At 43.3% G+C, this 26,406-nt stretch carries 26 protein-coding genes; 23 read left to right on the top strand and 3 right to left on the bottom strand.

What is annotated here, in order from left to right; genetic code table 11:
- Positions 1 to 424: 424 nt before the first annotated feature.
- The 3 genes from adh (at position 425) to H7968_RS06950 (ending at position 2,786) form a co-directional block, all read left to right on the top strand.
- Positions 425 to 1,945 carry an aldehyde dehydrogenase gene (gene adh / locus H7968_RS06960; protein WP_227395471.1) on the top strand — a complete coding sequence of 507 codons (1,521 nt, stop codon included), beginning with the start codon at positions 425 to 427 and terminating at the stop codon, positions 1,943 to 1,945.
- Positions 1,946 to 1,972: 27 nt separating this feature from the next.
- Complete coding sequence (locus H7968_RS06955; protein ID WP_227395470.1) at positions 1,973 to 2,335, top strand: DUF779 domain-containing protein; 363 nt, start codon at positions 1,973 to 1,975, stop codon at positions 2,333 to 2,335.
- A gap of 109 nt (positions 2,336 to 2,444) precedes the next feature.
- A complete protein-coding gene (locus tag H7968_RS06950; RefSeq protein WP_227395469.1) occupies positions 2,445 to 2,786 on the top strand; it encodes a hypothetical protein in 342 nt (113 codons plus the stop codon).
- A 130-nt stretch (positions 2,787 to 2,916) separates the two neighbouring features.
- On the opposite strand, the gene H7968_RS06945 is transcribed toward H7968_RS06950, so the two are convergent.
- Positions 2,917 to 3,834: a LacI family DNA-binding transcriptional regulator gene (locus H7968_RS06945; protein ID WP_227395468.1), complete on the bottom strand. Its 918-nt coding sequence runs from the start codon at positions 3,832 to 3,834 to the stop codon at positions 2,917 to 2,919.
- 177 nt (positions 3,835 to 4,011) lie between these two features.
- Between H7968_RS06945 and cotE the strand changes: the two genes are divergently transcribed.
- The 12 genes from cotE (at position 4,012) to H7968_RS06885 (ending at position 17,606) form a co-directional block, all read left to right on the top strand.
- A complete protein-coding gene (gene cotE / locus H7968_RS06940; RefSeq protein ID WP_227395467.1) occupies positions 4,012 to 4,545 on the top strand; it encodes an outer spore coat protein CotE in 534 nt (177 codons plus the stop codon).
- 224 nt (positions 4,546 to 4,769) lie between these two features.
- Complete coding sequence (gene mutS / locus H7968_RS06935; RefSeq protein WP_264476677.1) at positions 4,770 to 7,331, top strand: DNA mismatch repair protein MutS; 2,562 nt, start codon at positions 4,770 to 4,772, stop codon at positions 7,329 to 7,331.
- Positions 7,332 to 7,346: 15 nt separating this feature from the next.
- Complete coding sequence (gene mutL, locus H7968_RS06930) at positions 7,347 to 9,185, top strand: DNA mismatch repair endonuclease MutL (RefSeq protein WP_227395466.1); 1,839 nt, start codon at positions 7,347 to 7,349, stop codon at positions 9,183 to 9,185.
- Between the two features lie 98 nt (positions 9,186 to 9,283).
- Positions 9,284 to 9,496: a hypothetical protein gene (locus H7968_RS06925; RefSeq protein WP_227395465.1), complete on the top strand. Its 213-nt coding sequence runs from the start codon at positions 9,284 to 9,286 to the stop codon at positions 9,494 to 9,496.
- 91 nt (positions 9,497 to 9,587) lie between these two features.
- Entirely contained in the window at positions 9,588 to 10,145 is a 558-nt protein-coding gene (locus tag H7968_RS06920; RefSeq protein ID WP_227395464.1) for a glycerol-3-phosphate responsive antiterminator, read from the top strand.
- Positions 10,146 to 10,289: 144 nt separating this feature from the next.
- Positions 10,290 to 11,108 carry an MIP/aquaporin family protein gene (locus H7968_RS06915; protein WP_227395463.1) on the top strand — a complete coding sequence of 273 codons (819 nt, stop codon included), beginning with the start codon at positions 10,290 to 10,292 and terminating at the stop codon, positions 11,106 to 11,108.
- A gap of 13 nt (positions 11,109 to 11,121) precedes the next feature.
- A complete protein-coding gene (gene glpK, locus H7968_RS06910; protein ID WP_227395462.1) occupies positions 11,122 to 12,612 on the top strand; it encodes a glycerol kinase GlpK in 1,491 nt (496 codons plus the stop codon).
- A 132-nt stretch (positions 12,613 to 12,744) separates the two neighbouring features.
- Positions 12,745 to 14,406, top strand: coding sequence for a glycerol-3-phosphate dehydrogenase/oxidase (locus tag H7968_RS06905; protein WP_227395461.1), 1,662 nt, complete (start codon positions 12,745 to 12,747; stop codon positions 14,404 to 14,406).
- Between the two features lie 28 nt (positions 14,407 to 14,434).
- Complete coding sequence (locus H7968_RS06900; RefSeq protein ID WP_227395460.1) at positions 14,435 to 15,352, top strand: alpha/beta hydrolase; 918 nt, start codon at positions 14,435 to 14,437, stop codon at positions 15,350 to 15,352.
- Positions 15,353 to 15,367: 15 nt separating this feature from the next.
- Positions 15,368 to 16,294, top strand: coding sequence for a tRNA (adenosine(37)-N6)-dimethylallyltransferase MiaA (miaA, locus tag H7968_RS06895; protein WP_227395459.1), 927 nt, complete (start codon positions 15,368 to 15,370; stop codon positions 16,292 to 16,294).
- Positions 16,295 to 16,339: 45 nt separating this feature from the next.
- A complete protein-coding gene (gene hfq / locus H7968_RS06890; protein WP_134371654.1) occupies positions 16,340 to 16,570 on the top strand; it encodes an RNA chaperone Hfq in 231 nt (76 codons plus the stop codon).
- Between the two features lie 106 nt (positions 16,571 to 16,676).
- Positions 16,677 to 17,606 carry an AAA family ATPase gene (locus H7968_RS06885; RefSeq protein WP_227395458.1) on the top strand — a complete coding sequence of 310 codons (930 nt, stop codon included), beginning with the start codon at positions 16,677 to 16,679 and terminating at the stop codon, positions 17,604 to 17,606.
- A 128-nt stretch (positions 17,607 to 17,734) separates the two neighbouring features.
- Here H7968_RS06885 and H7968_RS06880 read toward each other — a convergent pair whose 3' ends face one another.
- Positions 17,735 to 18,352, bottom strand: a complete 618-nt coding sequence (locus H7968_RS06880; protein WP_227395457.1) for a trimeric intracellular cation channel family protein — start codon at positions 18,350 to 18,352, stop codon at positions 17,735 to 17,737.
- Positions 18,353 to 18,494: 142 nt separating this feature from the next.
- Between H7968_RS06880 and hflX the strand changes: the two genes are divergently transcribed.
- The 5 genes from hflX to H7968_RS06855 all read left to right on the top strand — a co-directional run bounded on the left by hflX (position 18,495) and on the right by H7968_RS06855 (position 24,111).
- A complete protein-coding gene (gene hflX / locus H7968_RS06875) occupies positions 18,495 to 19,745 on the top strand; it encodes a GTPase HflX (protein ID WP_264476655.1) in 1,251 nt (416 codons plus the stop codon).
- A gap of 8 nt (positions 19,746 to 19,753) precedes the next feature.
- Positions 19,754 to 21,019 (top strand): methionine gamma-lyase family protein, encoded by a 1,266-nt coding sequence (locus H7968_RS06870; protein WP_406566386.1) that lies wholly within the window; start codon positions 19,754 to 19,756, stop codon positions 21,017 to 21,019.
- A gap of 235 nt (positions 21,020 to 21,254) precedes the next feature.
- Entirely contained in the window at positions 21,255 to 21,647 is a 393-nt protein-coding gene (locus H7968_RS06865) for a MerR family transcriptional regulator (protein ID WP_134371646.1), read from the top strand.
- A 30-nt stretch (positions 21,648 to 21,677) separates the two neighbouring features.
- Positions 21,678 to 23,012, top strand: a complete 1,335-nt coding sequence (gene glnA, locus H7968_RS06860; RefSeq protein WP_227395455.1) for a type I glutamate--ammonia ligase — start codon at positions 21,678 to 21,680, stop codon at positions 23,010 to 23,012.
- A gap of 199 nt (positions 23,013 to 23,211) precedes the next feature.
- Positions 23,212 to 24,111 carry an alpha/beta fold hydrolase gene (locus H7968_RS06855; protein ID WP_227395454.1) on the top strand — a complete coding sequence of 300 codons (900 nt, stop codon included), beginning with the start codon at positions 23,212 to 23,214 and terminating at the stop codon, positions 24,109 to 24,111.
- A gap of 66 nt (positions 24,112 to 24,177) precedes the next feature.
- Here H7968_RS06855 and lexA read toward each other — a convergent pair whose 3' ends face one another.
- Positions 24,178 to 24,798 (bottom strand): transcriptional repressor LexA, encoded by a 621-nt coding sequence (gene lexA / locus H7968_RS06850; RefSeq protein ID WP_227395453.1) that lies wholly within the window; start codon positions 24,796 to 24,798, stop codon positions 24,178 to 24,180.
- Between the two features lie 157 nt (positions 24,799 to 24,955).
- Between lexA and yneA the strand changes: the two genes are divergently transcribed.
- The 3 genes from yneA to H7968_RS06835 all read left to right on the top strand — a co-directional run bounded on the left by yneA (position 24,956) and on the right by H7968_RS06835 (position 26,259).
- Entirely contained in the window at positions 24,956 to 25,288 is a 333-nt protein-coding gene (gene yneA / locus H7968_RS06845; protein ID WP_227395452.1) for a cell division suppressor protein YneA, read from the top strand.
- 14 nt (positions 25,289 to 25,302) lie between these two features.
- Positions 25,303 to 25,959, top strand: coding sequence for a YneB family resolvase-like protein (locus tag H7968_RS06840; protein ID WP_227395451.1), 657 nt, complete (start codon positions 25,303 to 25,305; stop codon positions 25,957 to 25,959).
- Between the two features lie 66 nt (positions 25,960 to 26,025).
- The gene (locus H7968_RS06835) at positions 26,026 to 26,259 is read left to right on the top strand and encodes a DUF896 domain-containing protein (RefSeq protein WP_134371634.1); all 234 of its coding nucleotides are present in this window, start codon (positions 26,026 to 26,028) and stop codon (positions 26,257 to 26,259) included.
- Positions 26,260 to 26,406 lie beyond the last annotated feature (147 nt).

The following is a 26,406-nucleotide window of genomic DNA, read 5'->3' as shown; positions in this document are numbered from 1 at the left end:
CCGCTTTTCTAAGGCCGCGCGGTGAGCCAAGCTTTTGCTCCGCATTACGCTGTCTCACCAGTCGCTCCTCTGCCGCAGAAGTCTACGAAATGACCTGGCACTTTTAGTGTGATAACCCTCCACATCAATACCCTTTCATTATCACTATAAAGAGTGACGTTAATTTCAATTAACGAAAATTGACGTTTGTAATGAAAATTCAACCTTCTTTTAAACAAAAATCTCTATATGTGAAAGGAGCAATTTATCTAATTTGAATTTACTTCTGATTATTATTCGGAAAATTGACAATGATCCGAAATTTTAGGTAAAATGAAAAAGACTCTACAGGAGTTTTATTTAAAACAGAAAAATGAAAGCGATTACATAAGGAGGGAGGATTAGTTTAGTTAACCATCAGACCAATAAACAGGGGGAAAAGATCATGACATATGCTAATCCTAATACTGAAGGTGCTAAAGTTCATTTCAAGGAGCGTTACGATAACTACATAGGCGGTGAGTGGGTGGCTCCGGTTAAGGGACAGTATTTTGATAATCCTTCACCGGTTAATGGTAAAACATTCTGTCAGGTCGCACGTTCAACGGAAGAAGATATTGAAAAGGCACTTGATGCTGCTCATGCTGCCAAGGATGCCTGGGGCAAAACGTCCGTTACGGAGCGGTCTGTTATTTTAAATAAAATTGCTGATAGAATGGAAGAAAATCTTGAAATGCTTGCCGTAGCAGAAACGTGGGAAAACGGTAAAGCGGTCCGTGAAACATTAAATGCCGACCTGCCGCTGGCAATTGATCACTTCCGTTATTTTGCAGGCGTGATCCGTGCACAGGAAGGCTCAGCTGGAGAAATTGATCAGGATACCGTGGCTTATCATTTTCATGAGCCGCTTGGGGTTGTTGGTCAGATTATTCCTTGGAACTTCCCGCTTTTAATGGCAGTGTGGAAGCTTGCTCCTGCACTTGCTGCAGGAAACTGTGTCGTACTGAAACCGGCAGAACAGACGCCATCCTCCATTCTTGTCCTGATGGAACTCATTGAAGATCTGCTGCCAAAGGGCGTTGTTAATATTGTGAATGGTTTTGGACTTGAAGCCGGTAAACCGCTTGCTTCAAGTGACCGTATCGCTAAAATCGCATTCACCGGTGAAACAACGACAGGCCGTCTGATTATGCAGTATGCCTCTCAAAACCTGATTCCGGTTACACTTGAACTTGGAGGTAAGTCTCCAAATATTTTCTTTAAGGATATTATGGATCAGGACGATGATTTCGTTGACAAAGCAGTGGAAGGGCTATTAATGTTCGCGCTTAATCAGGGTGAGGTTTGTACATGTCCTTCACGTGCACTGATTCATGAAGACATTTATGATGCATTTATGGATCGGGTATTGAAAAGAGTAAAGGAAATCAATACCGGAAATCCACTGGACCCAGCCACGATGATGGGCGCACAGGCATCCACTGAGCAGATGGAGAAGATTCAATCTTACCTTCAGATCGGGAAAGAGGAAGGGGCAGAAGTTCTAACGGGTGGCTCGCTGAATAAAAAAGAGGGTGATTTTGCTGAAGGTTATTACATTCAGCCAACGATCTTTAAAGGAACAAATGATATGAGAATTTTCCAGGAGGAAATTTTCGGACCGGTTTTATCTGTTACCACATTTAAAACAGATGAAGAAGCGCTTGAAATCGCCAATGATACTCTATACGGATTAGGTGCAGGTATCTGGACGAGAAATATTAATACAGCCTATCGATTTGGACGAAACATCCAGGCTGGACGTGTTTGGACAAACTGTTATCATCAGTATCCGGCCCATGCAGCATTCGGAGGATACAAAATGTCCGGAATTGGCCGGGAAAACCACAAGATGATGCTGAACCATTACCAGCAGACGAAAAACCTGCTCGTAAGCTACAGTCCTACAAAGCTTGGATTCTTCTAAACCGATAAAATAAAGGTGGTGAAGAAATTGGTTGAGCGTGTGACCGCAACAGACGAAGCTGTTAAGCTGATCAAACTTCTGAAGGAAAAGCACGGTCCGATTATGTTCCATCAATCTGGCGGCTGCTGTGACGGAAGTTCACCAATGTGTTATCCGGAAGGGGATCTTTTAATCGGCAATCAGGATATAGAGCTCGGCAAAATTGACGGCAGTCCGTTTTACATGAATAAAAAACAGTATGACTACTGGAAGCACACCCAGATCATCATTGATGTCGTGGATGGAAGAGGCGGCATGTTTTCACTTGAGGGTGTTGAGGGTAAACGGTTCCTGTCAAGATCGCGGGCGTTTACAAAAGAAGAAAGAGAAGAATTGATGACGCAGGCTTAATCAAAAACCTGTACCTTATATGTAAGGTGCAGGTTTTTTGATGCTCATTGTAAACGTTTAGTATATTTGGTAAAGGGTATCATGAATAACAACAGAGGAGAGTGATAGGATGGAACATCATATTCAAGCATACTTTAGAAATGAAAGCGATGCTGAAACGGCGCTGGCAAAGCTTCAAAAATGTCCGATCAGGGATGCGAGAGTGGATTTAATTCCTGATGGCAATACAAATCCGTTTGTACTTCCTGCATTAAACTTTACGTCTAGCTCTTCACCTAACGCAGGGGTCATCACTGACGGTGATGCAATCAGCACGAAAGGTTCCTCAGAAAGATTCGATTATATACTCGAATTTTATGTTGAAGAACAAAACAGACGTGAAGCAGTTGACATTCTCGGGCAGACAGAAGCCCACCTGGATAAAGAAGCCTACGAAAAAATAAATAAATAACATAAAATCTCCGGTCTTATTTTAGACCGGAGATTTTATGTTGTAAATGATTCACCCATGAGGTCATTTCACGCCGGATCTGAGTGAAGTCTAAGCTTGCTTTTCAGGTTATCACTAAATAACAACGTTGTTATTTCGGAGACAGTGTCGTCAGGTTCTGGATGGTTGGTTCAGCCGATATAGATTCTTTTCTTTTTGGATAACCGGCCTCGATCAATAGATGATTAACGAGGGCCAGCGATATCTTTTTATTATCTACTCCAATCCAAGTGAAAGGGAGGGGTTCTGACTGCGCTCCCTTGAAATGGTAATGGATGATGGAAACATCTTCAGGAACTGAAATTCCCGCGGATTTACATGCGAAAAATACGCCGCTGCAAACCTCATAGGAAGAACAGACAACGGCATCGATTGCTGTGCTGTTAAACATGCTGATTGCTTCTGAATAAGCTTCTTCAGAAGATTCCTCTTCAAGTAAAACTTTTTTAACAACGTTGTTATCTGTTGGTAACGTCATTTTTTGATCACGTTTAGCTAAACAAAGAATATTCTTGTGTCCGGTTTGGATCAGGAACTCAACGGCTTTTTTTATTCCTTCTGATTTGAAATCAAAGAGAGAGCTGATGCGATCGTGATAGTGTGAGTCAAACGCATACACAGTGTGTTCACCCCAAGTTTCATCAAAATCGGTATCAAATACAAGGACAGCTTCAGTGGAGAGTCTTGAAAACAGCTTTTTCGCCTGCTTAACAGTACCGGATGAAACGGCTGTTGTGAGGCCGTCTTCTTCAAAATAAGAGGTAATGTACCTGATTAAATCCGCATAAAATGGATTGGTGATTTGTGAACAATAAATACCGATGATGCCGGACTTACCGGAAACCAGGTTTTTAGCAGCGAGATTTGCTTCGTATCCCATTTCCTTAGCAAGGGCAAGAATCCTGGCTTTTGTCGGCTCTTTTACAAGAGGACTGTCATTCAGTGCTTTGGAAACAGTGGAAAAACTGACGCCTGCCTTATTAGCGATATCTTTAATGGTTACAGCCATTGTTAACACCTCTTTTACAACGTTGTTATTATTATAACTAAAACGACTGCTGTTGTCATTGTGAGGCTAATCTTAATAAAACAAAAATTACAACGTTGTTATTTTTGTTTTCGTCTTTTCGGAACATCCTGTAGGCGATATGCATAGGATATGGAGAAATGAAAGGAGGCCGCATGTATGACCGAATATCGTGAAATTATTACGAAGTCTGTTGTGGCTAAAGGGAGAAAATATGTACAGTCCAACCATACGATCAACCCGCCTCATAAACCATCAAGTATTTTAGGGTGCTGGATTATCAACCACAAATATGCAGCGAAGAAATCCGGGAAGACGGTTGAGGTTTCAGGGTCTTTTGATGTGAATCTCTGGTACTCACATCATCACAACACAAAAACCTCAGTGCTTTTGGAGAACGTTTCATATAATGATGTCATCAAACTCAAATACAGGGATGATGATTATCACAATGATTCGGAAATTTTTGCCCGGGTTATACAGCAGCCAAATTGCATAGAGGCTAGTATTCCTGAGGATTCCCATCACATCGTGGTTCAGGTAGAAAGAGAGACGCTTGCCGAGTGTGTAGGTGAAACAAAAGTATGTGTCGTATTTCATAAAGACGGGCTTGAAGATGACTGGGGAGACCTGGACGATGAGCTTGAAGAGATCAATACGCACGTGTTTGACAATAAATATGCAAGAGACTGACCGGACTGAGTCCGGTTTTTTTGATGTGGAAAAAACTCTTTAACGGCTACCGGCAGTTTACGGGAGTGCGATTCCGCAGGTTTTAAAAAAGCTATTTGTCCCCTTTAATTATACTGTTTGGACGGTAGCGGCTGCATGATTTCCTTCATTCTTTTCTGTTATACTAGACAGAGTAATTTTTAAGATGAACGGGGAGAATACGATTGATTAAAAAATATACACCGATGATTCAGCAATACTTAAAAATAAAAGCGGAAGTGCCGGATGCCTTTCTGTTTTTCAGACTGGGCGATTTTTATGAAATGTTTTTTGACGACGCGCTGGCCGCAGCAAGAGAACTTGAAATTACACTAACTGCACGTGATGGGGGTGTCGAGGAAAAAATACCGATGTGTGGTGTTCCTTATCACTCTGCTTCAGGTTACATAGAAAAACTGATTGAAAAAGGCTTTAAAGTGGCGATTTGTGAACAGACTGAAGACCCTAAACAGGCTAAAGGGGTAGTAAAGCGTGAGATCGTCCAGATGATTACACCTGGTACGGTCATGGATGCCAAGAGTCTGAATGAAAAAGAAAATCACTATCTGGCAGCGGCCGCCCTGCTCCATGATGGACGATACAGTATTGCACATCTTGATCTTTCCACTGGGGAATCAAAGGCAGCGGTTGTCGCCAATGAAGAGGAAATGATTCATGAATTGGCTATGCTGAAAGTAAAAGAAGCCGTTATTCTCGAACAGTGTGGTGAAGCGGTTTCGAAAAAGTTAAAAGACCGTGGTGTCATCTCGGTAACGCTCATCCACACTGATTTAATCAGAAATTATTATTCGGAACTTCTGGATGATCTTCCGAATGCAGACATGCAGTTTTCAGCAAGACTTCTCATGCATTATACGGCTGAAACGCAAAAGCGTTCGCTGGATCACCTGCAAAGGACAGAACCATACGAAGTTGATGCATTTTTAAGAATTGATCCAAACTCTAAAAGAAATCTGGAGCTGACTGAAAATATTCGTAACGGCTCGAGGAAAGGATCTCTCGTCTGGCTGCTTGATGAAACCGTGACGGCGATGGGTGCCAGACAGTTGAAGCGGTGGGTGGACAGGCCTTTAATTAACAGACAAGCAATTGAAGAACGTCTGAGAATTGTAGAACAATTGAAAAATCATTATTTTGAGCGGGAAGCGTTAAGAGAGTCACTGAAACAGGTGTATGACCTTGAACGCCTGGCTGGACGGGTAGCCTTTGGTTCAGTGAACCCGAGAGATCTCGTACAGCTGAAAAAATCACTTCAGCAAATACCTGCTATTAAGCAGCATCTGAAGGATACAGAAACGGCTGAATTGACTCAGCTGTCAGATGAAATGGATGAATGTCCTGATATTGCCGTTCAATTAGAGGAGGCCATCATTGATCAGCCGCCGCTCGCGATCAAAGAAGGTAATTTTATAAAAGACGGATTTAATGAAAAGCTCGATCAGTACCGGTACGCCAGCCGCAACGGGAAAAAGTGGATCGCAGAGCTTGAACAGCAGGAGCGGGAGAGAACAGGAATCCGCTCACTTAAAATCGGCTATAACCGGATTTTTGGCTATTATATCGAGGTAACAAAAGCAAACCTCATTCACTTAAAGGATGACCGGTACGAACGCAGGCAGACGCTTGCAAATGCTGAACGTTTTATTACACCTGAGCTGAAGGAAAAAGAAGTTCTTATTTTAGAGGCGGACGACCGGTCTATTGAACTCGAACAGGAATTGTTTCAGGTGTTAAGAGAAAAAGTAAAAAACGAAATTCCGCGTATTCAAAAAATTGCCGCTCAGATCAGTATGGTCGATGTTATGCAGTGTTTTGCCCATGTGAGTGAAAAAAGACATTATGTAAAACCGGTCTTCAGCGACTCCGGTAGCCTGTCGATTAAAAACGGGCGTCATCCTGTCGTAGAAAAGGTAATGGATGCGGTTCAGTATGTGCCGAATGATTGTGTGCTGGATTCAAATCGCTCCATGCTTCTGATCACCGGTCCTAATATGTCTGGTAAAAGTACGTATATGAGGCAGACGGCTCTCATATCCATCTTGGCTCAGATCGGCTGTTTTGTTCCGGCTGATGAAGTGGAGCTGCCGATTTTTGACCGTATTTTTACAAGGATTGGTGCGGCGGATGATCTCGTATCCGGACAGAGTACCTTCATGGTAGAGATGCTTGAAGCGAAACATGCCCTAGATTATGCAACTGATAACAGTCTGATTTTATTCGATGAAATCGGGCGTGGAACGTCAACTTATGACGGAATGTCCCTTGCGCAATCCATTATTGAGTATGTGCATCATGAGATTGGTGCAAAAACGCTTTTTTCAACGCACTATCACGAACTGGTTACACTATCTGATGAGCTTGAAAAACTGTTTAATGTTCACGTTTCAGCTGTAGAGCAAAATGGAACAGTTGTCTTTCTTCATAAAATTAAAGAAGGGCCCGCAGATAAAAGTTACGGAATCCATGTAGCAGAGCTTGCGGAACTTCCGGAACCGCTGATCACACGGGCTAATGAACTGCTTGCACAATTTGAATCCGGTGCAGCCAAACAGCACGCTGCGAATGAAGTGGTAAATGAAGAGGGGCAGCTGTCATTATTTGATATTCCTGAAAAAACAGTGAAAAAGTCTAAACAGCCTGATGGAAAGCTGGTTAAAGAGCTTCAGGCCTTAAATGTACTTGAGCTGACACCGATGGAAGCGATGAATGAGTTGTACAGGTTATATAAACTGTCAAAAGATATTTAAAAAAGGTGTGAGAAGATGGGATATATTATTCAGCTGGATGAATTGCTTGCCAATAAAATCGCAGCCGGGGAAGTGGTGGAAAGACCCGCCTCGGTTGTGAAAGAGCTGACTGAAAACGCAGTGGATGCAGGTGCAAATATTATCGAGATTGATCTCGAAGAAGCCGGCCTGGCAAGTATTAAGATCACTGATAACGGGAGCGGAATTTTGGAGGATGATCTCTTAACCGCCTTCTCCAGACACGCCACAAGCAAAATCAAAAATGAACATGATCTTTTTCGAATTAAAACGCTCGGATTCAGAGGAGAGGCCTTACCGAGTATCGCCTCAGTCTCAAAAGTAATGATTACAACGTCAACCGGGGATGCCGGATCGAGGGCTGAATTTCACGGCGGGAAGTGCATCAGCAGGACTGCAGCTCCTGCAAGGAAAGGAACTGACATTGAAGTAACGGACCTTTTCTATAACACACCAGCCCGGCTGAAATATATGAAAACGGTCAATACAGAACTCGGTAACGTGACAGATATCGTCAACCGGATCGCCCTTTCACATCCTGAAATATCCTTCAGGCTCCGCCATAACGGCAAAACACTTCTTCATACGAATGGACAAGGTGATGTAAGGCAGGTGCTTGCTGCCATTTACGGCTTTCAGACTGTCAAAAAAATGCTGCCTTTTAAAGGAGAGTCGCTTGACTTTACTATAACAGGGTATGCCGGGTTGCCGGAAGTGACACGCGCATCAAGAAATTACCTCTCTGTTCTTGTAAATGGCAGGTATATTAAAAATTACGCTATAACAAGAGCCATTACGGAAGGGTATCATACGCTGCTGCCAATCGGCAGATTTCCTGTTGTCCTTCTCTCGATCGAAATGGACCCGATTCTGGTGGATGTTAATGTGCATCCTTCTAAGCAGGAAGTACGTTTTAGTAAAGAAAAAGAATTAACCTCGCTTATTTCAGAAACAATAAAGGCTTTATTTCATAAGGAGACACTGATCCCGAGTGGAGTAAAAGAGTCCCGGGCGGTTCAGAAACCTTCTGAACAAATTTCGTTCAACTGGGACGAATCGTTTAAAAAGCCATTTTCAGAGAGCGCTAAACCAAAAGAGGATGAAGATGTTTTTCTCCCTAAGCAGGTGATGGAGAAACAGGCTGATTTTCGTGAGGATGCTGAGCAGTTAATTGATAAAACAACGACGCAACATCATATTCAGCATCATGAGGAACAGGTTGATGAATATGACGATGAACCTGTGCAGGCTAGGCGGATGCCTGATCTCAGCGTAATTGGTCAGGCTCATGGCACTTATATCATTTGTCAGGGATCAGATGGTATATATCTGATTGACCAGCATGCTGCACAGGAGAGGATTAAGTATGAGTACTACCGTGACAAGCTTGCTGCACCTGCGAGGGAAACGCAGGATTTACTTGTTCCACTGACGCTGGATTATTCAACAGATGATTTTATCAGGATCAGCGAAAACAGACGTTTGCTTGAACAGGTAGGTGTATTTCTGGAGGATTTCGGGACATCTGGATTTATCGTACGGTCTTACCCAGTCTGGTTTCCAAAAGGGGAAGAGAAGGAGACGGTAGAAGAGATGATAGAGCAGATGTTAACGATGAAAAAGATAAATATAGGCAAATTGAGAGAAGAGGCGGCTATTATGATGAGCTGTAAAAAATCAATTAAAGCCAACCATTATCTTCAAAAATCAGATATGGATCACCTTGTGAATGAACTTGGAGGCTGTTATGATCCGTTTACCTGTCCTCATGGTCGTCCGGTAATCATTCAATTTTCGATTTATGAAATGGAAAAAATGTTTAAGAGAGTAATGTAAATAGTTGTTGCCAAAGTGTTTAACTTTTTATGGTCAGGGAACGTGTGAACTATACATGCAACTGAGCTGATGGGGTGAAACATTACAGGAGGACATCTATGAATAAAAACGCTGAAAGTATCGCTCATTTTCAACCCGTCATGACAGCAGAAGGCAGAGAATTCAAAGTAGACCTGGCTGAGCATAGAGATTATTTTATTCTTTCAGCAAATGTGGACGGGCGAATCATTACAGTCCCGGGCTTTGACCTGCGGAACATGCAAGAGCAGCTTAGAGATTCTATTCGCCATGCCTTGGCAGAAGATGAATAATACCGCCGGCCTGATCAGAATGGAAACATCTGTTCAGGCTGGTTTTTTACTGATGTGAAGTGTAGCCTTGTTAAAGGAATGGAGGACTATTATGGAATTAGAGGATCAGAAAATCCTTCCTGCAGTGCATACAATGAAGGACTTCGATAAAATGCTGAAGCATTCCTACGAATTTGGGGTCTTTTTGGATATGCATGTAGGAATGATTAAAAGTGTATTTGACTATGCAAGGTCAAAAGATAAAAAAATGTTTCTTCATATGGATCTGATTCAAGGTCTTTCGAATGATGAATACGCTGCTGAATACGTGTGTCAGTCTATTAAGCCATATGGCATCATTTCCACCAGAAGAAACGTGATTAAACGGGCGAGGGAGCTCAACATAAAAGCGATTCAGCGGACCTTTGTGATTGATTCAAGTGCTTATAGAAGAAGTGTGGACCAGATCCGGCAATCAGATCCTGATTTCATTGAACTTCTTCCGGGCGTTGTGCCTAAAATGATAACCAGAATGAAAGAAGAAACCGGAAAACAGATTATTGCAGGGGGACTGATCGACCGACCTGAAGAAGTAGAGGAAGCGCTTAATGCCGGTGCGAGCGCCATTACAACATCCTCAAAAATACTTTGGGAACATTTCGGGAAATAAGTTGACAGCGTTTTCAGAGACTGATAGAATAGCCTCAAGTTAATAAACCGTGAAGAGACGAAGAGACTCACAGACGATACACCTTTAGGTACAAGTCTGTGGGTCTCTTTGTATTTTACGGAAAAAATTATGGAGGTGTTCAGAATGAATGAATATGTTGCTGAAGTCATTGGAACCGCGATTCTGATTCTTTTCGGTGGCGGAGTTGTTGCAAACGTCAGTCTCAAAAAATCCCTGGCAGAAGGTGCGGGATGGATTGTGATTGCGTTGGGATGGGGTCTCGGGGTTGCTATGGCGGTCTATGCTGTAGGTCAGTTCAGTGGAGCGCATTTAAATCCGGCAGTTACACTGGGTCTTGCCTTTAATAACGATTTCGAATGGGTGAAGGTCCCTGGTTATGTTGCGGCGCAGATTGTAGGCGCTTTCATTGGAGCGACTCTTGTATGGCTTCATTTCCTTCCGCACTGGAAGGTTACACCTGATCAGGGGGCAAAGCTTGGTGTATTTTCAACCGGACCGGCTATTCCTCATTATTTTTCAAATCTAATGAGTGAAATTATCGGAACTTTTATTTTAGTGGTAGGCATTTTGTTTATTGGGGCGAATGAATTTACAGAAGGATTAAATCCTTTTATCGTCGGAATGCTGATTGTGGCGATCGGGCTTTCTCTAGGAGGTACGACCGGATATGCAATCAACCCTGCGCGTGATTTGGGACCAAGAATTGCTCATTTTGTTTTACCAATCAGCGGAAAGGGTACTTCTAACTGGGGATACAGCTGGATTCCAATTTTAGGTCCGGTTCTTGGAGGATCCTTTGGAGGGCTTTTCTACCGCTATATTTTTGCAGGAGAGTATGATGTGCTATTTTGGGTAGTTCTGGCAGCCATCGTAGTCTGTCTGTTAGGAGCTTATTCAATAGATAAAAAAAATACAAGTAAACAAAAACATTTAGCAGCATAAGGAGGAATGAAAAATGGAGAAGTACATTTTATCATTAGATCAGGGGACAACAAGTTCAAGAGCCATTCTCTTTAATACAAAAGGTGAAATTGTTAAGATTGCACAAAAAGAATTTGAGCAGATTTTTCCTAAGCCGGGTTGGGTGGAGCATAATGCAAATGAAATCTGGGGCTCCATTCTTTCTGTTATTGCGTCTGTTCTTTCTGAATCAGGCGTCAAACCGGATCAGATTGCAGGGATCGGTATTACTAACCAGCGTGAAACAGCCGTGGTCTGGGATAAGGAGACAGGGATGCCTGTTTACAATGCGATTGTCTGGCAATCAAGACAAACAGCGGATATTTGTAATGAATTAAAGGAAAAAGGCCTGAATGATTTATTCAGAGAAAAAACCGGGCTGCTGATCGATGCTTATTTCTCCGGAACAAAAGTAAAGTGGATCCTTGACAATGTAGATGGTGCAAGAGAAAAAGCAGAGGCAGGTAAGCTTTTATTCGGTACAATCGACACATGGCTGATCTGGAAACTGACAGGCGGGGAAGCGCACGTTACGGATTATTCCAATGCTTCAAGAACGCTTATGTATAACATTTACGATCTGAAGTGGGATAAAGAGCTTCTTGAGCATTTAACGGTTCCTGAATCGATGCTTCCTGAAGTGAAACCCTCCTCTGAAATTTACGGTAAAACCGTATCACATCACTTTTTCGGTAAGGAGATTCCGATTGCAGGCGCTGCAGGAGACCAGCAGGCAGCACTATTCGGACAGGCCTGTTATAAAGAAGGAATGGCGAAAAACACATATGGAACCGGCTGCTTTATGCTGATGAATACCGGGGAAAAGGCTGTTAAATCAGACAGTGGATTACTTACAACGCTTGCATGGGGAATTGACGGAAAAGTTGAATATGCTCTAGAAGGCAGTATTTTTGTAGCAGGAAGTGCCATTCAGTGGCTTCGTGACGGATTAAGAATGCTTAAAACTGCAGCAGTTAGTGAAGATTATGCTTCACGCGTAGACTCAACAGATGGTGTATATGTTGTGCCTGCTTTCGTTGGTCTTGGTACACCATACTGGGATAGTGATGTAAGAGGAGCAGTATTCGGCCTTACACGCGGAACATCTAAAGAGCACTTTGTCCGTGCCGTACTTGAAAGTCTTGCTTATCAGACGAAAGATGTCCTTGATGCGATGGAAAAAGATTCAGGTATTGAACTTAAAAAGCTCCGTGTTGATGGTGGTGCCGTGCAAAATAACTTCCTGATGCAGTTCCAGAGTGACCTGTTAAATGTCCCGGTTGAACGTCCGGTGATCAGTGAAACGACTGCGCTTGGAGCAGCTTATCTTGCAGGTCTTGCTGTAGGATTCTGGGACAGCAGGGAAGAAATTGCGAATATGTGGAAAGTGGATAAAGACTTTGACCCTGAGATGAAAGAAGATCAGAGTGCTGAACTTTATAAAGGATGGCAAAAAGCAGTAAAGGCAGCTCAGGCTTTCAAATAAGTCTTTACTATGTTATAGTATAGACAAGTTAATAATTAGGTAGAGAGCAGAGAGGCCTGGATTCATTATGAGTTTATTCATAGATGAATTCGGCCTCTTTTTCTTTCATTACCAAAATAAGGAGGATTTATCATGAGTTTTTCAAGTGTAAACCGGAATGAAAAATTAAAGCAGATGTCAAGTGAAATATATGATCTTGTTGTGATTGGTGGAGGGATCACCGGAGCGGGGATCGCTCTTGATGCCGTAACAAGAGGCATGAAGGTTGCGGTTGTTGAAATGCAGGATTTTGCTGGAGGTACTTCAAGCCGTTCAACAAAACTTGTCCACGGCGGTCTGCGATATCTGAAGCAGTTCGAAGTGAAAATGGTGGCTGAAGTCGGGAAGGAACGTGCGATCGTCTATGAAAATGCACCACACGTGACAACACCTGAATGGATGATGCTTCCGATTCACAAGGGCGGAACGTTCGGTAAGTTCTCAACGTCTGTCGGCTTAAGAGTGTATGACTATCTGGCTGGAGTTAAACGTCAGGAAAGAAGAAAGATGCTGAGTGTATCTGAAGCAACGAAGCGTGAGCCTCTTGTCAAAAAAGATGGTTTAAAAGGTGCAGGTTACTATGTAGAGTACCGTACGGATGATGCGCGCCTGACGCTTGAAATTATTAAAAAGGCAGTGGAAAAAGGAGCGGACTTCATCAACTACGTGAAAGCTGACCGCTTTACTTACGATAAGAAGAAAGTGTCCGGCATCGAAGCAGTCGATCAGATCTCGGGCGAATCATACACCATTTTAGGGCGAAAAGTGATCAACGCTGCGGGACCGTGGGTAGATCAGGTTCGTAATAAGGATTATTCTAAAAATAATAAGCAGCTTCAGCTGACAAAAGGGGTACACCTTGTCATTGATCAGTCTGTATTCCCGTTGAAGCAGGCGCTTTATTTTGATACGCCGGACGGGCGGATGATGTTTGCGATTCCGCGTGACGGTAAAGCATATGTAGGAACAACAGATACGTTTTACGGCACTGAAAAAGATACGGCAAACCCGAAAATGACGGAAGAGGATCGTCAGTATATTCTTGACTCCATCCGATATATGTTCCCTGATGTAAAAGTAACGGAAAAAGAAGTGGAATCAAGCTGGGCAGGTGTTCGTCCGCTTATATTTGAAGAAGGAAAAGACCCTTCTGAAATTTCCCGTAAGGATGAAATCTGGGAACACGACAGCGGCATTATCACCATTGCAGGCGGAAAGCTGACAGGCTACCGCAAAATGGCTGAACACGTTGTAGATCTTGCTGCCAAGCGGCTAAAAGAGGAAACCAAGCAGTCCTTTGACAGCTGTAAAACCGTAAAGCTTACGCTGTCCGGAGCTGATTTTGGAGGCTCAGCCAACTTCAAAACGTTCATTGAACAAAAAGGAAGAGAAGCTGTACAATTCGGATTAACGGAAACGGAAGGTAAAAAGCTTGCAGCATTTTACGGATCAAACGCAGATAAACTGTTTACCCTTGCTCACGCTGCTAAAGGGATGGATCTTGAAGCGCCGATGAACCCTGTATTATACGCGGAGGTTGTGTATGCAATACAGGAAGAAATGACGGTTAAACCGGTTGACTTCTTTATCCGCAGAACCGGCAGACTGTTCTTTGATATCAATTCTGTCCAGCGTGAAAAAGAAGCCGTTTTGAAACTGATGAAAAAACTGTTAAACTGGGATGAAGAAACGTATCGTGCTTATCAGGAAGAACTGGAAAATGAAATCCACGACGCTGTGATTCCGGTAAGCTGATCTTTCAACGCTTAAAGGGGAGATTCGTTTGAAAACCTGGTTTACAGAAGTCAGTGACGGATACAGGCTCCACACCGTATTATGGGAATCAAATGCAACAAAAATAAAAGGATCAATACAGCTCTGTCATGGGATGGCAGAGCATATTGGTCGTTATCAGGAATTTGCTGAAGCGCTGAACAAAGAAGGATATCATGTGTTCGGGCACGATAACCGCGGCCATGGAAAAACGGCCGCAGCCAATGGCCGGCATGGTGACTTTGATGATGGTATGACGTTTGACCGCCTTGCGCTTGATTGTGTGGAATTGAGAGAATCGCTTTTAAGAGAAGTTGAAGGTCCTCTTTTTATGATCGGGCACAGCATGGGTTCATTTATTACAAGAAGAATGCTCCAGCTGAACGCTACCGGATTAAAAGGTGTGGTGCTCTCGGGGACAAGTGGACCACTTGGACTTACCGGTCCTGCTGCGATCGCACTTGCTTCTGTTATCTCTGCCTATAAGCCTGATGACAAGGCGGAATTGCTGGATCATCTGTCATTTGGTGGGTATAATAAGGCATTTGACAACCCGAAAACGCCGTTTGACTGGCTTTCAAGGGATGAGCAGTCAGTCAGTTTATACATGGATGATCCTGAATGTGGATTTGTCTGCACAAATCGTTTTTATAAAGTTCTTTTTAAAGGAATGCAGATGATCAGTCAAAAGAATGAAGTGTCGAAAGTGCCTGCACATATTCCCATCCTTTTAGTCAGTGGGACGAAGGATCCTGTCGGGAATTTCACGAAGGGCATTTATAAAACGGCAGCTTCCTACCAAAAGGCAGGAGTCCGTTCTGTCGAAGTCCTGCTGTATGAAGACGGAAGGCACGAAATGCTGAATGAACTGAACAGAAAAGAAGTCATCAGTGATATGTTAAAAAGAATTAATCAATGGAATCGTTAGTCAGGGGTTAGGTGGATGAAAAAAGACGTAATTGTAATCGCAGGACCAACTGCTGTCGGAAAAACAGATCTGAGCATCAGGGTGTCAAAAGCGGTTGATGGTGAAGTGATTAATGGAGATGCGATGCAGGTCTACAAAGGTCTGGATATTGGCACCGCAAAAATAACCAAATCTGAAATGAGTGGTGTTCCGCATCACTTGTTTGATATTCGCGAGCCGCATGAACCGTTTTCTGCTGCAGAATATCAGCAGGAAGTCCGGGGGAAAATAGAAGAGATTCAGAGCAGAGGGTCCGTACCTGTTCTGACAGGTGGAACGGGACTGTACATTCAGTCGGTTTTGTTTGATTACCAGTTTTCTGATGAAGGTAAAAACGAAGAAATTCGTTCACGGCTTGAACTTGAGCTGCTCGAGCATGGGCGGGACTACCTTTTCGACAAGCTGCAGCAATCCGATCCGCATGCTGCCTCCTCCATTCATCCGAATAATACACGCAGGGTCATAAGAGCACTTGAAGCCTACATGACGACAGGGATCACTAGCGATGCAAGAATGAACAGGCAGGAAATCGCACCGCTTTATCAGCACCGTCTCATCGGGTTGACAATGGAGCGGGACATCCTGTACAAGAGAATTGACTTGCGTGTTGATAAAATGATGGAACAGGGACTTGAAGCTGAGGTCAGAAGTTTGTACGACCAGGGTATTAGAAATGTTCAGTCCATTCAGGCGATCGGCTATAAAGAAATGTATGATTATTTTGATGGAATGGTCACCCTGGATGAAGCAGTAGCTGCGATTAAGCAAAACTCAAGAAGGTACGCCAAGCGTCAAATGACCTGGTTCCGCAATAAAATGAACATGGAGTGGTTTGACGTTACAAATGACAGGGAAAAAAAGATTGAGGAAATCGTGCAATCTTTAGCAGGAAATTACACTTAAATGTAGAATTTTTGTAGAGAGCAGTCATTTTAAGGAGGCGTATAGATGAAACAAGCCGTAAATATTCAGGATCAGATGCTGAACCAGTTACGAAAAGAAAGTACATTTGTAACCGTATTTTTATTAAATGGCTTTCAGATTAGAGGGCAGATCAAAGCATTTGATAACTTTACTGTGTTGCTTGAATCGGAAGGAAAGCAGCAGCTTGTTTATAAGCACGCAATATCAACATTTGTTCCTTCAAAAAACGTTAAGATACAAACAGAGCAGGAGTAAAAAAAGTGTTCCCGTTGCGGAACGCTTTTTTTATTGGATAAAGTTGATCTCATGAACTTTTGTTTTACTCATATACTGATTTATCATGAATAAATGGGGTGGCAATATGACCCGGCAAGTGCAGCAGGTAAAGTTTATCATCGGACAAAGAGAGGAATTAATTCCTGATCAGGAGTCATCCGGAAACTTTGAAATGGTCGATGATACATTTAAAGATATGATCGGACTTGATCAGGTAAAGAGTATGCTAAAAGCCATTATTGCCCGTCATATCATCAATGAAAAACGATTGGAGAAAGGTCTTGCCTTTGAGACGCAGTCTCTCCATATGCTCTTTTACGGAAATCCCGGTACCGGTAAAACGACCGCTGCAAGACTGATTGCAGCGCTTTTTAAAAAACTGAATCTGATTGAAAAAGGGCATCTTATCGAGGTGGAAAGAGCAGATCTTGTAGGTGAATATATCGGTCATACAGCCGTTAAAACAAGAGATTTAATCAAAAAAGCAGAAGGCGGCATTCTTTTTATTGATGAGGCCTACTCTCTCGGGCGAGGCGGTGAAAAAGACTTTGGAAGGGAAGCGGTTGATACCCTTGTCAAACATATGGAAGATCAGAGTCATCCGTTTATTCTCATCTTAGCGGGCTACGAGAAAGAAATGTCTTCGTTTCTGAAATTAAATTCAGGCTTAAAAAGCCGATTCTCTCACGTCATCCAGTTTTCAGACTATAAAAAAGATGAACTCATGAAAATAGCCGAGATGATCTTTTCGAAAAAGGATTACAGGCTGAGTCAGGGAGCGAGGGAACGGTTCAGCCGATACCTTCATATACAGGAAGCTGTATCAGACAATGGAAGGTTTATCAGAAACCTGGTGGAAGCTGTGACAAGAGCACAGGCGCTGAGGCTGATGAAGGGCAGTGCCTTCAGTAAAACGGACCTGATCATGCTGACAGAGGCGGATGTTACATCCGGAACGGCTGACTTTGACAGACAAAACGGAAAAGAAATGGAGCGTTTCCATCCATTTATGTAAAAAAGCTGCGAATCTCGCAGCTTTTTGTTCTTTATAAATTTCAGTGATAAACAATCATGAATCAAGCATGTAAAGGTTGTTAACCTTACTATTAGTAGCGGGGGATTCCCAACAACGGTTATATAAAGTTATCCGGTGCTGTTCCCGGTCTGAAGACTCTTGAATGGTAGTCTCCATTTATATATATAAGAAAGAACGCGCAGGCCGGTAGTGAGGACGAACAGGCAATACAGCTGCCATGGCTCTGATGCGATGCCGAATCCTACCGCTGCTCCGGCAAGAATCGCCCAGGCGGCATAAATTTCTGATCTGAGTACAAGCGGTTTGCGTCCTGCGAGAAGATCTCTGATGATCCCTCCTCCGCTTCCAGTCAACACGGCGGCAACAATGACAGCGCTCATCGGGTGTCCCATGTTGGCGGCGTACAGTGCACCCTGTATCGCGAAGGCTGCAAGCCCCATGGCGTCGAAGAAATTTCCCCATTTGCGCCAGTGCTTGAGTAAGTTGTGAGGAAATAAAAAAACGGCGGTGATGGACAGCAGTGCGACCTGAAAAAACATTCCCTGTTCCCAGAGAGCTGATACTGGCACGCCGATCAGCAGGTTCCGGATGGCTCCTCCGCCAAATGCCGTCACAATCCCCAATATATAAACCCCTAAAATATCATATTCCTCTTCCATTGCAATAATAGCGCCTGATACGGCAAATGCCACCGTACCGATAATGCTTAAAACCTCCCAGGTCAAATGCGCTCACCCTGCTTTCCCACTTGAATTGAACCAAACTAGATTGTATCATGAATCGAACGCATTTCCACCAGTTTTTACATTTGGATAAATGAATTATTTACAGCATTTACGATACATTAATTTGAAAGAGGGGAAGCCATTGGCTGAAACAGGGAAAATCACTGAAAAAGCAATTCTCGTAGGGGTTAATACGAGCCAAACAGAGCAGGAGTTTTATGAATCAATGGAAGAGCTTAAGGCACTGACTGAAACAGCAGGTGCAGATATTGTCCTTCTGATGACTCAAAATGCAGATAAAGTTCACTCTGCAACATATATAGGTAAAGGAAAGCTTGAAGAATTAGCTGCTGCAGCAGAAGAGGCGGAAGCAGACCTCATCATCTTTAACAGTGAGCTCACACCGAGTCAAAACAGAAACCTGTCAGAGGTTCTTGATGCAAGAATTATCGACCGTACCCAGTTGATTCTTGATATTTTCGCGCAGCGTGCAAGGTCTAAGGAAGGTAAGCTGCAGGTTCAGCTCGCCCAGCTCGAATATATGCTGCCGCGTCTTGGGGGTCAGGGTATTTCACTATCCAGACTCGGAGGCGGGATCGGAACAAGAGGACCGGGTGAAACCAAGCTTGAAACGGATCGCCGTCATATCCGCAGGGAAATTGCTGAGGTGAAAAGAAAGCTTGAGCAGGTCGTTCGTCACCGGGCAACTTACAGAGAGAGAAGAAAGCACAACCGTATTTTCCAGTTTGCGCTGGTCGGGTATACGAATGCCGGGAAATCCACGTTATTTAACAGGCTGACAAATTCAGATTCCTACGAAGAAAATCAGCTGTTTGCGACGCTTGATCCGTTAACAAGAAAAAGCTCCCTGCCAAGTGGATATGAGGCGGTCATGACGGATACGGTAGGATTTATTAAGGATCTTCCCACCACGCTTGTGGCATCATTCCGCTCCACGCTTGAAGAAGTGCTGCAGGCTGATTTGATTCTCCATGTCGTGGATGCATCCCACGATAACCATGAAGAACATGAAAAGACCGTGAAAAAATTACTCTCAGATCTTGAAATGGATACGATTCCGAGGCTGACTGTTTACAATAAAAAAGATCTGATTCATGATGATTTTGTTCCGGATCCGAACGACCCATTTATTCTGATCAGTGCATTCTCAGAACAGGATCGTAAAAAGCTGCTGGAAAAAATGGAGATACAGATGAAAGAACAGCTGTCTTCCTATTCAGTCAGAATTGCATCAGACCGTGGCAGAATTCTGTCTATCCTGAAAACGGAAAGTCTGATTGAAGAATTAACCTTTAATGAACAGGATGAAACATACCGTGTGAAGGGATATATTACACCTGAACATCCTGTTCTTTCTGAAATTAAAAAATAGGAGTTTAGATGATGTTTAAAACAGATTTTGCACCACAACTTGAAAAGTGGATCAGAAACGCTGAGGAAAAAATCAGCCCGGTCCATCTCGCAATTGAAAAACGTGCTGAACACAATCAGGAAAAAGTGCTGAATGCTTTTTTGAAAAATAAAATCAGTGACAGTCATTTTATACCGACTACCGGATATGGATACGATGATCAGGGGAGAGGTGCTTTGGAAGCAGTATTCGCTGATGTGTTCGGTGCAGACGCAGCCCTTGTTCGTCCTCAGATTATTTCAGGAACGCACGCCATCAGCATCGCGCTGTTTGGTGTGTTGCGCCCTGGTGATGAACTGCTTTATATCACGGGGAAACCGTATGATACCCTGGAAGAAATTATTGGTATCAGGGGGACGGATAACGGTTCTCTAAAAGATTTTGGCATTCATTATAACCAGGTTGACTTGACGTCTGATGGGAAGATTGATCTTGAAAAAGTGGTGACAAGCATCCGTCCTGAAACGAAAATGATCGGGATCCAGCGATCTAAAGGTTATGCGGTAAGGCCGTCATTTACAATAGAGGATATAAGAGAAGCGGTCAGTCAGATTAAAGAGGCATACCCGGATGTAGTGATATTTGTAGACAATTGTTACGGAGAATTTGTGGAAACAGAGGAGCCGTGCGCTGCCGGTGCAGATCTGATTGCAGGTTCATTGATTAAAAACCCGGGAGGCGGACTTGCCAAAACAGGCGGTTACCTTGCCGGCACAAATGAGCTGATTAAGCAATGTTCTTACCGCATGACGTCTCCCGGGATCGGGGCTGAAGCAGGTGCGAGTCTTTACTCGCTTCAGGAAATGTATCAGGGGTTTTTCCTCGCACCGCACGTCGTCAGCCAGGCACTCAAAGGAGCTGTTTTTACATCTGCGCTGTTGGAGGAAGCAGGTATGACAACAACACCATCGTGGAATGAAGTCAGAACAGATTTAATTCAGGCTGTGGAGTTTGGGGACCGCGAGAGAATGATTGCGTTTTGTCAGGCAATCCAAGCCGCATCCCCGGTAAATGCTCAATTTGCCCCTCAGGCGGATTATATGCCGGGATATGAGGATGATGTGATCATGGCAGCAGGTACTTTTATCCAGGGGTCTTCTATTGAACTGTCAGCTGACGGGCCGCTGCGTCCGCCTTACGCAGCATATGTTCAGGGAGGCTTAACGTATGAGCATGTGAAAATTGCTGTCAGCCGTGCCCTTCAATCCCTGATTGCACAGGATCTAATTAAATAAATCAAAGATAGACACCCGTTTGCACTGCGGGTGTTTTTTCTTTATGATCTGAGGGTGTCATAATTAAATGAATAAAATTAAAAAAAGATGAATAAAAAATCAAAGTTAGGGAAAAGAGAGAAATGTGTGAAAAAACAAAATAATTTTCATGTAAGAAAACCTGACGTGATGTTGACAGTAGAAATAACATGTAATATAATCAAATTGTCGACAGGGACGAAAGGGGATTTTACAGATGGGCAGTGAGATTCGACGTAACATGCCGCTGTTTCCGATCGGCACAGTTATGCAGCTGGCTGACTTAACAGCCCGTCAGATTCGTTATTATGAAGAGCATAAACTGATCTCTCCGGCAAGAACAGAAGGCAACCGCAGACTGTTTTCGTTAAATGATATTGATCGGCTGCTTGAGATTAAAGATCTCCTCGAGCAGGGAGTGAACATGGCCGGCATAAAACGAATTCTTGGGGGACAGGAAGAAGATCAGCATGAGAATCCTGCTTCTGCAAAAAAGCCGGAACTCTCTGATGAAGATTTAAGAAGCATTTTGAAAAAAGAAATGATCAGTTCAGGTAAACTGAACCGTTCAAGTTTAAGAGCTGGAGACCTTTCGAGGTTTTTCCGCTAAAACTACATAAAAACAGGAGGAATCACAATTATGAGTAAGTATTCACGCGAAGATATCATGCGCATGGCGAAGGAACAGAAAGTTAATTTCATCCGCCTTCAGTTCACAGACATTCTTGGTACGATTAAAAACGTAGAAATCCCTGTCAGCCAGCTTGAAAAAGCATTGGACAACAAAATGATGTTTGACGGATCTTCCATTGAAGGTTTCGTGCGTATCGAGGAATCTGATATGTATCTTTTCCCGGATCTTGATACTTGGGTTGTATTCCCTTGGACGGCTGGAGACGGTAAAGTTGCCCGCCTGATCTGTGATATTTATAATCCGGACGGAACTCCGTTTGATGGAGATCCACGTAATAACTTGAAGCGCGTGCTGAAAGAAATGGAAGAGTTAGGCTTTACAGACTTTAACCTTGGGCCTGAGCCGGAGTTTTTCCTGTTCAAGCTTGATGAAAAAGGGGAGCCTACACTTGAGTTAAACGATAAAGGTGGATATTTTGACCTTGCTCCAACGGATCTTGGTGAAAACTGCCGTCGTGACATCGTAATTGAACTTGAAGCAATGGGCTATGAAATTGAAGCTTCTCACCATGAGGTAGCGCCAGGACAGCACGAAATTGACTTTAAATATGCTGACGCAATCTCAGCATGTGACGATATCCAGACGTTCAAGCTTGTTGTTAAGACCATTGCACGTAAGCACGGTCTACACGCAACGTTCATGCCAAAACCGCTATTTGGTGTTAACGGATCAGGGATGCACTGTAACATGTCTCTATTTAAAGACGGCGTTAACTCATTCTTCGACGAAAATGCAGAAAACCAGCTGAGCGAAACAATGCTTCAATTCATGGGCGGAATCCTGAATCACGCATCAGGCTTCACTGCAGTAACAAACCCGACTGTAAACTCTTATAAGCGTCTAGTACCAGGCTATGAAGCACCTTGTTACATCGCATGGTCAGCTAGAAACCGAAGCCCGCTGGTTCGTATCCCGGCTTCACGTGGACTAAGCACACGTATTGAGGTACGTTCTGTAGACCCTGCAGCGAACCCATACCTTGCAATGGCTGTTCTTCTGCGCGCGGGACTAGACGGAATCAAAAACAAAGTAACGCCACCAAAGGCAATCGACCGCAACATCTATGTAATGGACAAAGATGAGCGCGAAAAAGCAGGCATCAAGGATCTTCCTGCAACATTATTTGCTGCACTTGAAGAGCTGAAGAAAGATGACGTCATCACCGGTGCCCTTGGAGAGCACATCTTCGAACACTTCGTTGAAGCAAAAGAAATCGAGTGGGATATGTTCCGTACGCAAGTGCACCCATGGGAGCGCGAGCAGTACCTGGAAATGTACTAAACCGATCGACAAAACCTTAAGAGCTGAATCAGCTCTTAAGGTTTTTTTCTTTTTCAACCGGCTCGGTTTATTTTAATGGCATCTTCTGAAGTGTAATGAATTGATGGTTCCCATGAGTTTTTTTCTTTTTACTTGAAGTCTTGCATGAACTAAAACGGGGTATGAGAAAGTAAAGGTTAAAAACTGAGGGGGAGATAAGATGGCGGACACCTATAAGGGGTTTAAATCAAAAGAGGCATACATGGAATATACAGAGGTTTACGGGCGTGTGATGAGCCATTGGAACGTGAAAACAGAATCTTCCAACATTGTGACATCATTTGGTGATGTTCATGTGATCAATGCAGGACACCATGGCGGCAGACCGCTTGTCTTTTTTCATGCATTTGGCTTTAGTGCAGCCATGTGGTATGGCGTGGCAAACTACTTAAAAGATCATTACAGGTTGTATTTCATAGACGTACTAGGAGAATTTAATATGAGTAATACAAAAGATCATCTGAATGAGCGTGAAGATTATATAAAATGGATCACAGAGGTACTGGATGCCCTAGGCATTGATCAGGCGGATATGATTGGACATTCAAATGGGGGGTGGCATGTGCTGAATTTTGCCCTCTTAAAACCGGAACGGGTAAATGAAATCCTGCTGCTCGCGCCTGCTGCTGCCATCAAACGGATGAACCTGTCTTTTTATATGAGACTGGGCTTTACTAACCTGTTTCCGAACAGACAAAACATTGTCAGTTCGTTTTGCAGGTGGCTCACGCATGAGCGCAAGCCCGAACAGGATGATTTGTTTAAGCTTTATTACATTGGCCAGACCAGCGTTGTTTGGGAGTATGTCATGACTCCGCCAAAAATGTTTAAAAATGAGGAACTGAGTAAGCTGTCCGTTCCTGTCACAGTTGCTGTGGGGGAAAATGAGGTCATCTATAAACCTGAGAAGCTTATAAAAGCAGCGAAAGAAAAATTTCCTCAATGCAGCGTTAACATGATCAGTAAAGCAGCGCATATGATTCCGGTTGAAGCGCCGGAGGAAACGGCTAATCTCATTCAATCAATTTTCAGTCATAATGACCGGAAGAAATCCGTATAGTTAAAAAAGCTGTTCGATAAGACAGCGTTCAGATACTCTGATGCGCCATTTATCGAACAGCTTTTTTTAATGCACCTGGCGGTAAACGCCAACGACTTTTCCTAATATGGAAACAGAATTCAGTATGATTGGTGCCATTGAGGAGTTTTCCGGCTGCAGGCGGACATGATCTTTTTCCTTAAAGAAACGTTTGACCGTTGCTTCCTCCTCTTCAGTCATCGCCACCACAATATCTCCGTTATTAGCGGAGCTCTGCTGCTTCACGATTACATAGTCACCATTTAAAATACCTGCTTCAATCATGGAGTCTCCAACGATCTCAAGCATGAATACCGTATCATCTGCTGAGGCAAGACGTTCCGGCAGAGGAAAATATTCCTCCACATTTTCAATAGCAGTTATTGGTGAACCTGCCGTTACTTTACCAACGAGCGGCACGTTGACAACACGCTGAGTCGGGATGGAATCCTCTTCTAAGCTGATCACTTCAATCGCGCGCGGCTTAGTCGGGTCTCTTCTGATCAGTCCCTTACTTTCAAGTCTGGCTAAATGGCCATGGACGGTTGAACTTGATGCGAGTCCGACGGCAAGGCCGATCTCACGCACAGAAGGCGGATAACCCTTGTCCTGAACTTCCCTCTTTATAAAATCGAGTATATCGAGCTGTCGCTTAGATAATTTTTTCATGTTTGCACCTCTCTTTGGAATCCAAATCTTTCCTTGATTATAGCATGCAAAAAATAAAAACACAAACATAAGTTCGAGTTTTTGTATTGACGGAAACAAACGTTCGTATTATACTTTTGGTAACAAAAGCGAACAAACATTCGATGGAGGGATCTTCATGACAACATTGTGGAAAAAGTATTCATTTGTTATTCTGTTTTTTATTGTAACGCTGTTCTTCAGCTTATTTTTGGTTTTTACAACATCTGCTGATGAGCAGTCCTCTTATAAAATGGTACAGATACAAGAAGGCGATTCATTATGGAAAATTGCAGAGGAGTATGCTGAAGGGGCGTCCATGTCTGAGCGGGAATTTATCGACTGGGTATCAGGGAGTAATCAGCTGAATTCTTCTTATATTTATCCTGGTGATGAACTTGTGATCCCATTAAAAAAGGAGTGGAGTGAGTCAGAGTTTGACAGCATACAGCTCGCTTCAAACACTAAGTAAGGAGCAGAATATCGATGAAGGTCATCATTTATTGCCGGGTAAGCACAGAAAAAGATACACAGGAAACATCTTTGACACGTCAGGCTGAAGAGCTGACGGAACTGGCAAGGAGAAATGGGGACGAGGTGGTGAGGATCATCTCTGAAAAAGCAAGCGGCTTCGACCTTGACCGGGAAGGAGTATTTGAACTGCTTGAAACCATCAGAAGCGAACAGGCGGAAGGGGTACTGATCCAGGATGAAACCCGGATAGGCCGGGGGAATGCAAAGATCGCTCTTTTGCATACATTAAAAAAGGAGAAAGTAAGGATTTTCTCTATTGCCCATGACGGCGAACTTCAGCTTTCAGAGTCAGATACAATGATTCTTCAGATTGTCAGTATGGTTGAGGAACATCAGAGGAAGCTGCATAATCTAAAAATAAAGCGCGGAATGAAGCGAGCGGTTGAAAATGGTTTTAAACCGGAAAAGAATCTGAAGAACAGAGGAAATAAAGAGGGACGCGAAAAAATTGAAGTTCCGGTTGAAGAGATTGCAAGGCTTCGCCAAAACGGCCTGACTTTTCATGAAATTGCTGCGACATTAAGAGGTCTCGGTCATTCAATCTCAAAAGCAACCGTTCATAGAAGATATATTGAATTTCAGACAGATCAGGAAAAGCTGAACAGATAACTTGTCATTTCACGCTCTTTCTTTTAAGATACAAAGAAGCTGAAGTATCGGGAAAGGGTGTATAAAATGCTTCCAGAAGCCAAAATCAAACGGATTAATGAACTTTCGGCAAAGGCAAAAGCAGACGGGTTGTCGAGTGCTGAAAAAGAAGAACAGACGAAATTACGGACCGAATATATAAAAGCATTCAGAGGATCTATGAAGCAGACGATTGAGAATGTAAAAGTAGTAGATCCGGAGGGAAAGGACGTTACCCCTCAAAAATTAAAAGATGCAAAACAGCGCAACAAAATGAACTGAATCTTTAACATCTGATCACAAATGGTCAGGTGTTTTTATTTTTATCCTCTGTTTACAGTGTCATACAGGAATAGTGTGGAACAGATGGGAGTGTCAGGTTCATAAATGAACTTTTTTAAAAACGATACAGTGAGATGTTTGTACATC

The organism is Jeotgalibacillus aurantiacus, assembly GCF_020595125.1.
Lineage (GTDB): Bacteria > Bacillota > Bacilli > Bacillales > Jeotgalibacillaceae > Jeotgalibacillus > Jeotgalibacillus aurantiacus.
This window is presented reverse-complemented; position numbering and strand designations above follow the sequence as displayed.

Bases quoted from the DNA above. Each gene is read 5' to 3' on its own strand.
- adh (WP_227395471.1), top strand. From the start codon at position 425: ATGACATATGCTAATCCTAATACTGAAGGTGCTAAAGTTCATTTCAAG.
- H7968_RS06950 (WP_227395469.1), top strand. From the start codon at position 2,445: ATGGAACATCATATTCAAGCATACTTTAGAAATGAAAGCGATGCTGAA.
- H7968_RS06945 (WP_227395468.1), bottom strand. From the start codon at position 3,834: ATGGCTGTAACCATTAAAGATATCGCTAATAAGGCAGGCGTCAGTTTT.
- cotE (WP_227395467.1), top strand. From the start codon at position 4,012: ATGACCGAATATCGTGAAATTATTACGAAGTCTGTTGTGGCTAAAGGG.
- mutS (WP_264476677.1), top strand. From the start codon at position 4,770: ATGATTCAGCAATACTTAAAAATAAAAGCGGAAGTGCCGGATGCCTTT.
- mutL (WP_227395466.1), top strand. From the start codon at position 7,347: ATGGGATATATTATTCAGCTGGATGAATTGCTTGCCAATAAAATCGCA.
- H7968_RS06925 (WP_227395465.1), top strand. From the start codon at position 9,284: ATGAATAAAAACGCTGAAAGTATCGCTCATTTTCAACCCGTCATGACA.
- H7968_RS06920 (WP_227395464.1), top strand. From the start codon at position 9,588: ATGGAATTAGAGGATCAGAAAATCCTTCCTGCAGTGCATACAATGAAG.
- H7968_RS06915 (WP_227395463.1), top strand. From the start codon at position 10,290: ATGAATGAATATGTTGCTGAAGTCATTGGAACCGCGATTCTGATTCTT.
- glpK (WP_227395462.1), top strand. From the start codon at position 11,122: ATGGAGAAGTACATTTTATCATTAGATCAGGGGACAACAAGTTCAAGA.
- H7968_RS06905 (WP_227395461.1), top strand. From the start codon at position 12,745: ATGAGTTTTTCAAGTGTAAACCGGAATGAAAAATTAAAGCAGATGTCA.
- miaA (WP_227395459.1), top strand. From the start codon at position 15,368: ATGAAAAAAGACGTAATTGTAATCGCAGGACCAACTGCTGTCGGAAAA.
- hfq (WP_134371654.1), top strand. From the start codon at position 16,340: ATGAAACAAGCCGTAAATATTCAGGATCAGATGCTGAACCAGTTACGA.
- H7968_RS06885 (WP_227395458.1), top strand. From the start codon at position 16,677: ATGACCCGGCAAGTGCAGCAGGTAAAGTTTATCATCGGACAAAGAGAG.
- H7968_RS06870 (WP_406566386.1), top strand. From the start codon at position 19,754: ATGATGTTTAAAACAGATTTTGCACCACAACTTGAAAAGTGGATCAGA.
- H7968_RS06865 (WP_134371646.1), top strand. From the start codon at position 21,255: ATGGGCAGTGAGATTCGACGTAACATGCCGCTGTTTCCGATCGGCACA.
- glnA (WP_227395455.1), top strand. From the start codon at position 21,678: ATGAGTAAGTATTCACGCGAAGATATCATGCGCATGGCGAAGGAACAG.
- H7968_RS06855 (WP_227395454.1), top strand. From the start codon at position 23,212: ATGGCGGACACCTATAAGGGGTTTAAATCAAAAGAGGCATACATGGAA.
- lexA (WP_227395453.1), bottom strand. From the start codon at position 24,798: ATGAAAAAATTATCTAAGCGACAGCTCGATATACTCGATTTTATAAAG.
- yneA (WP_227395452.1), top strand. From the start codon at position 24,956: ATGACAACATTGTGGAAAAAGTATTCATTTGTTATTCTGTTTTTTATT.
- H7968_RS06840 (WP_227395451.1), top strand. From the start codon at position 25,303: ATGAAGGTCATCATTTATTGCCGGGTAAGCACAGAAAAAGATACACAG.
- H7968_RS06835 (WP_134371634.1), top strand. From the start codon at position 26,026: ATGCTTCCAGAAGCCAAAATCAAACGGATTAATGAACTTTCGGCAAAG.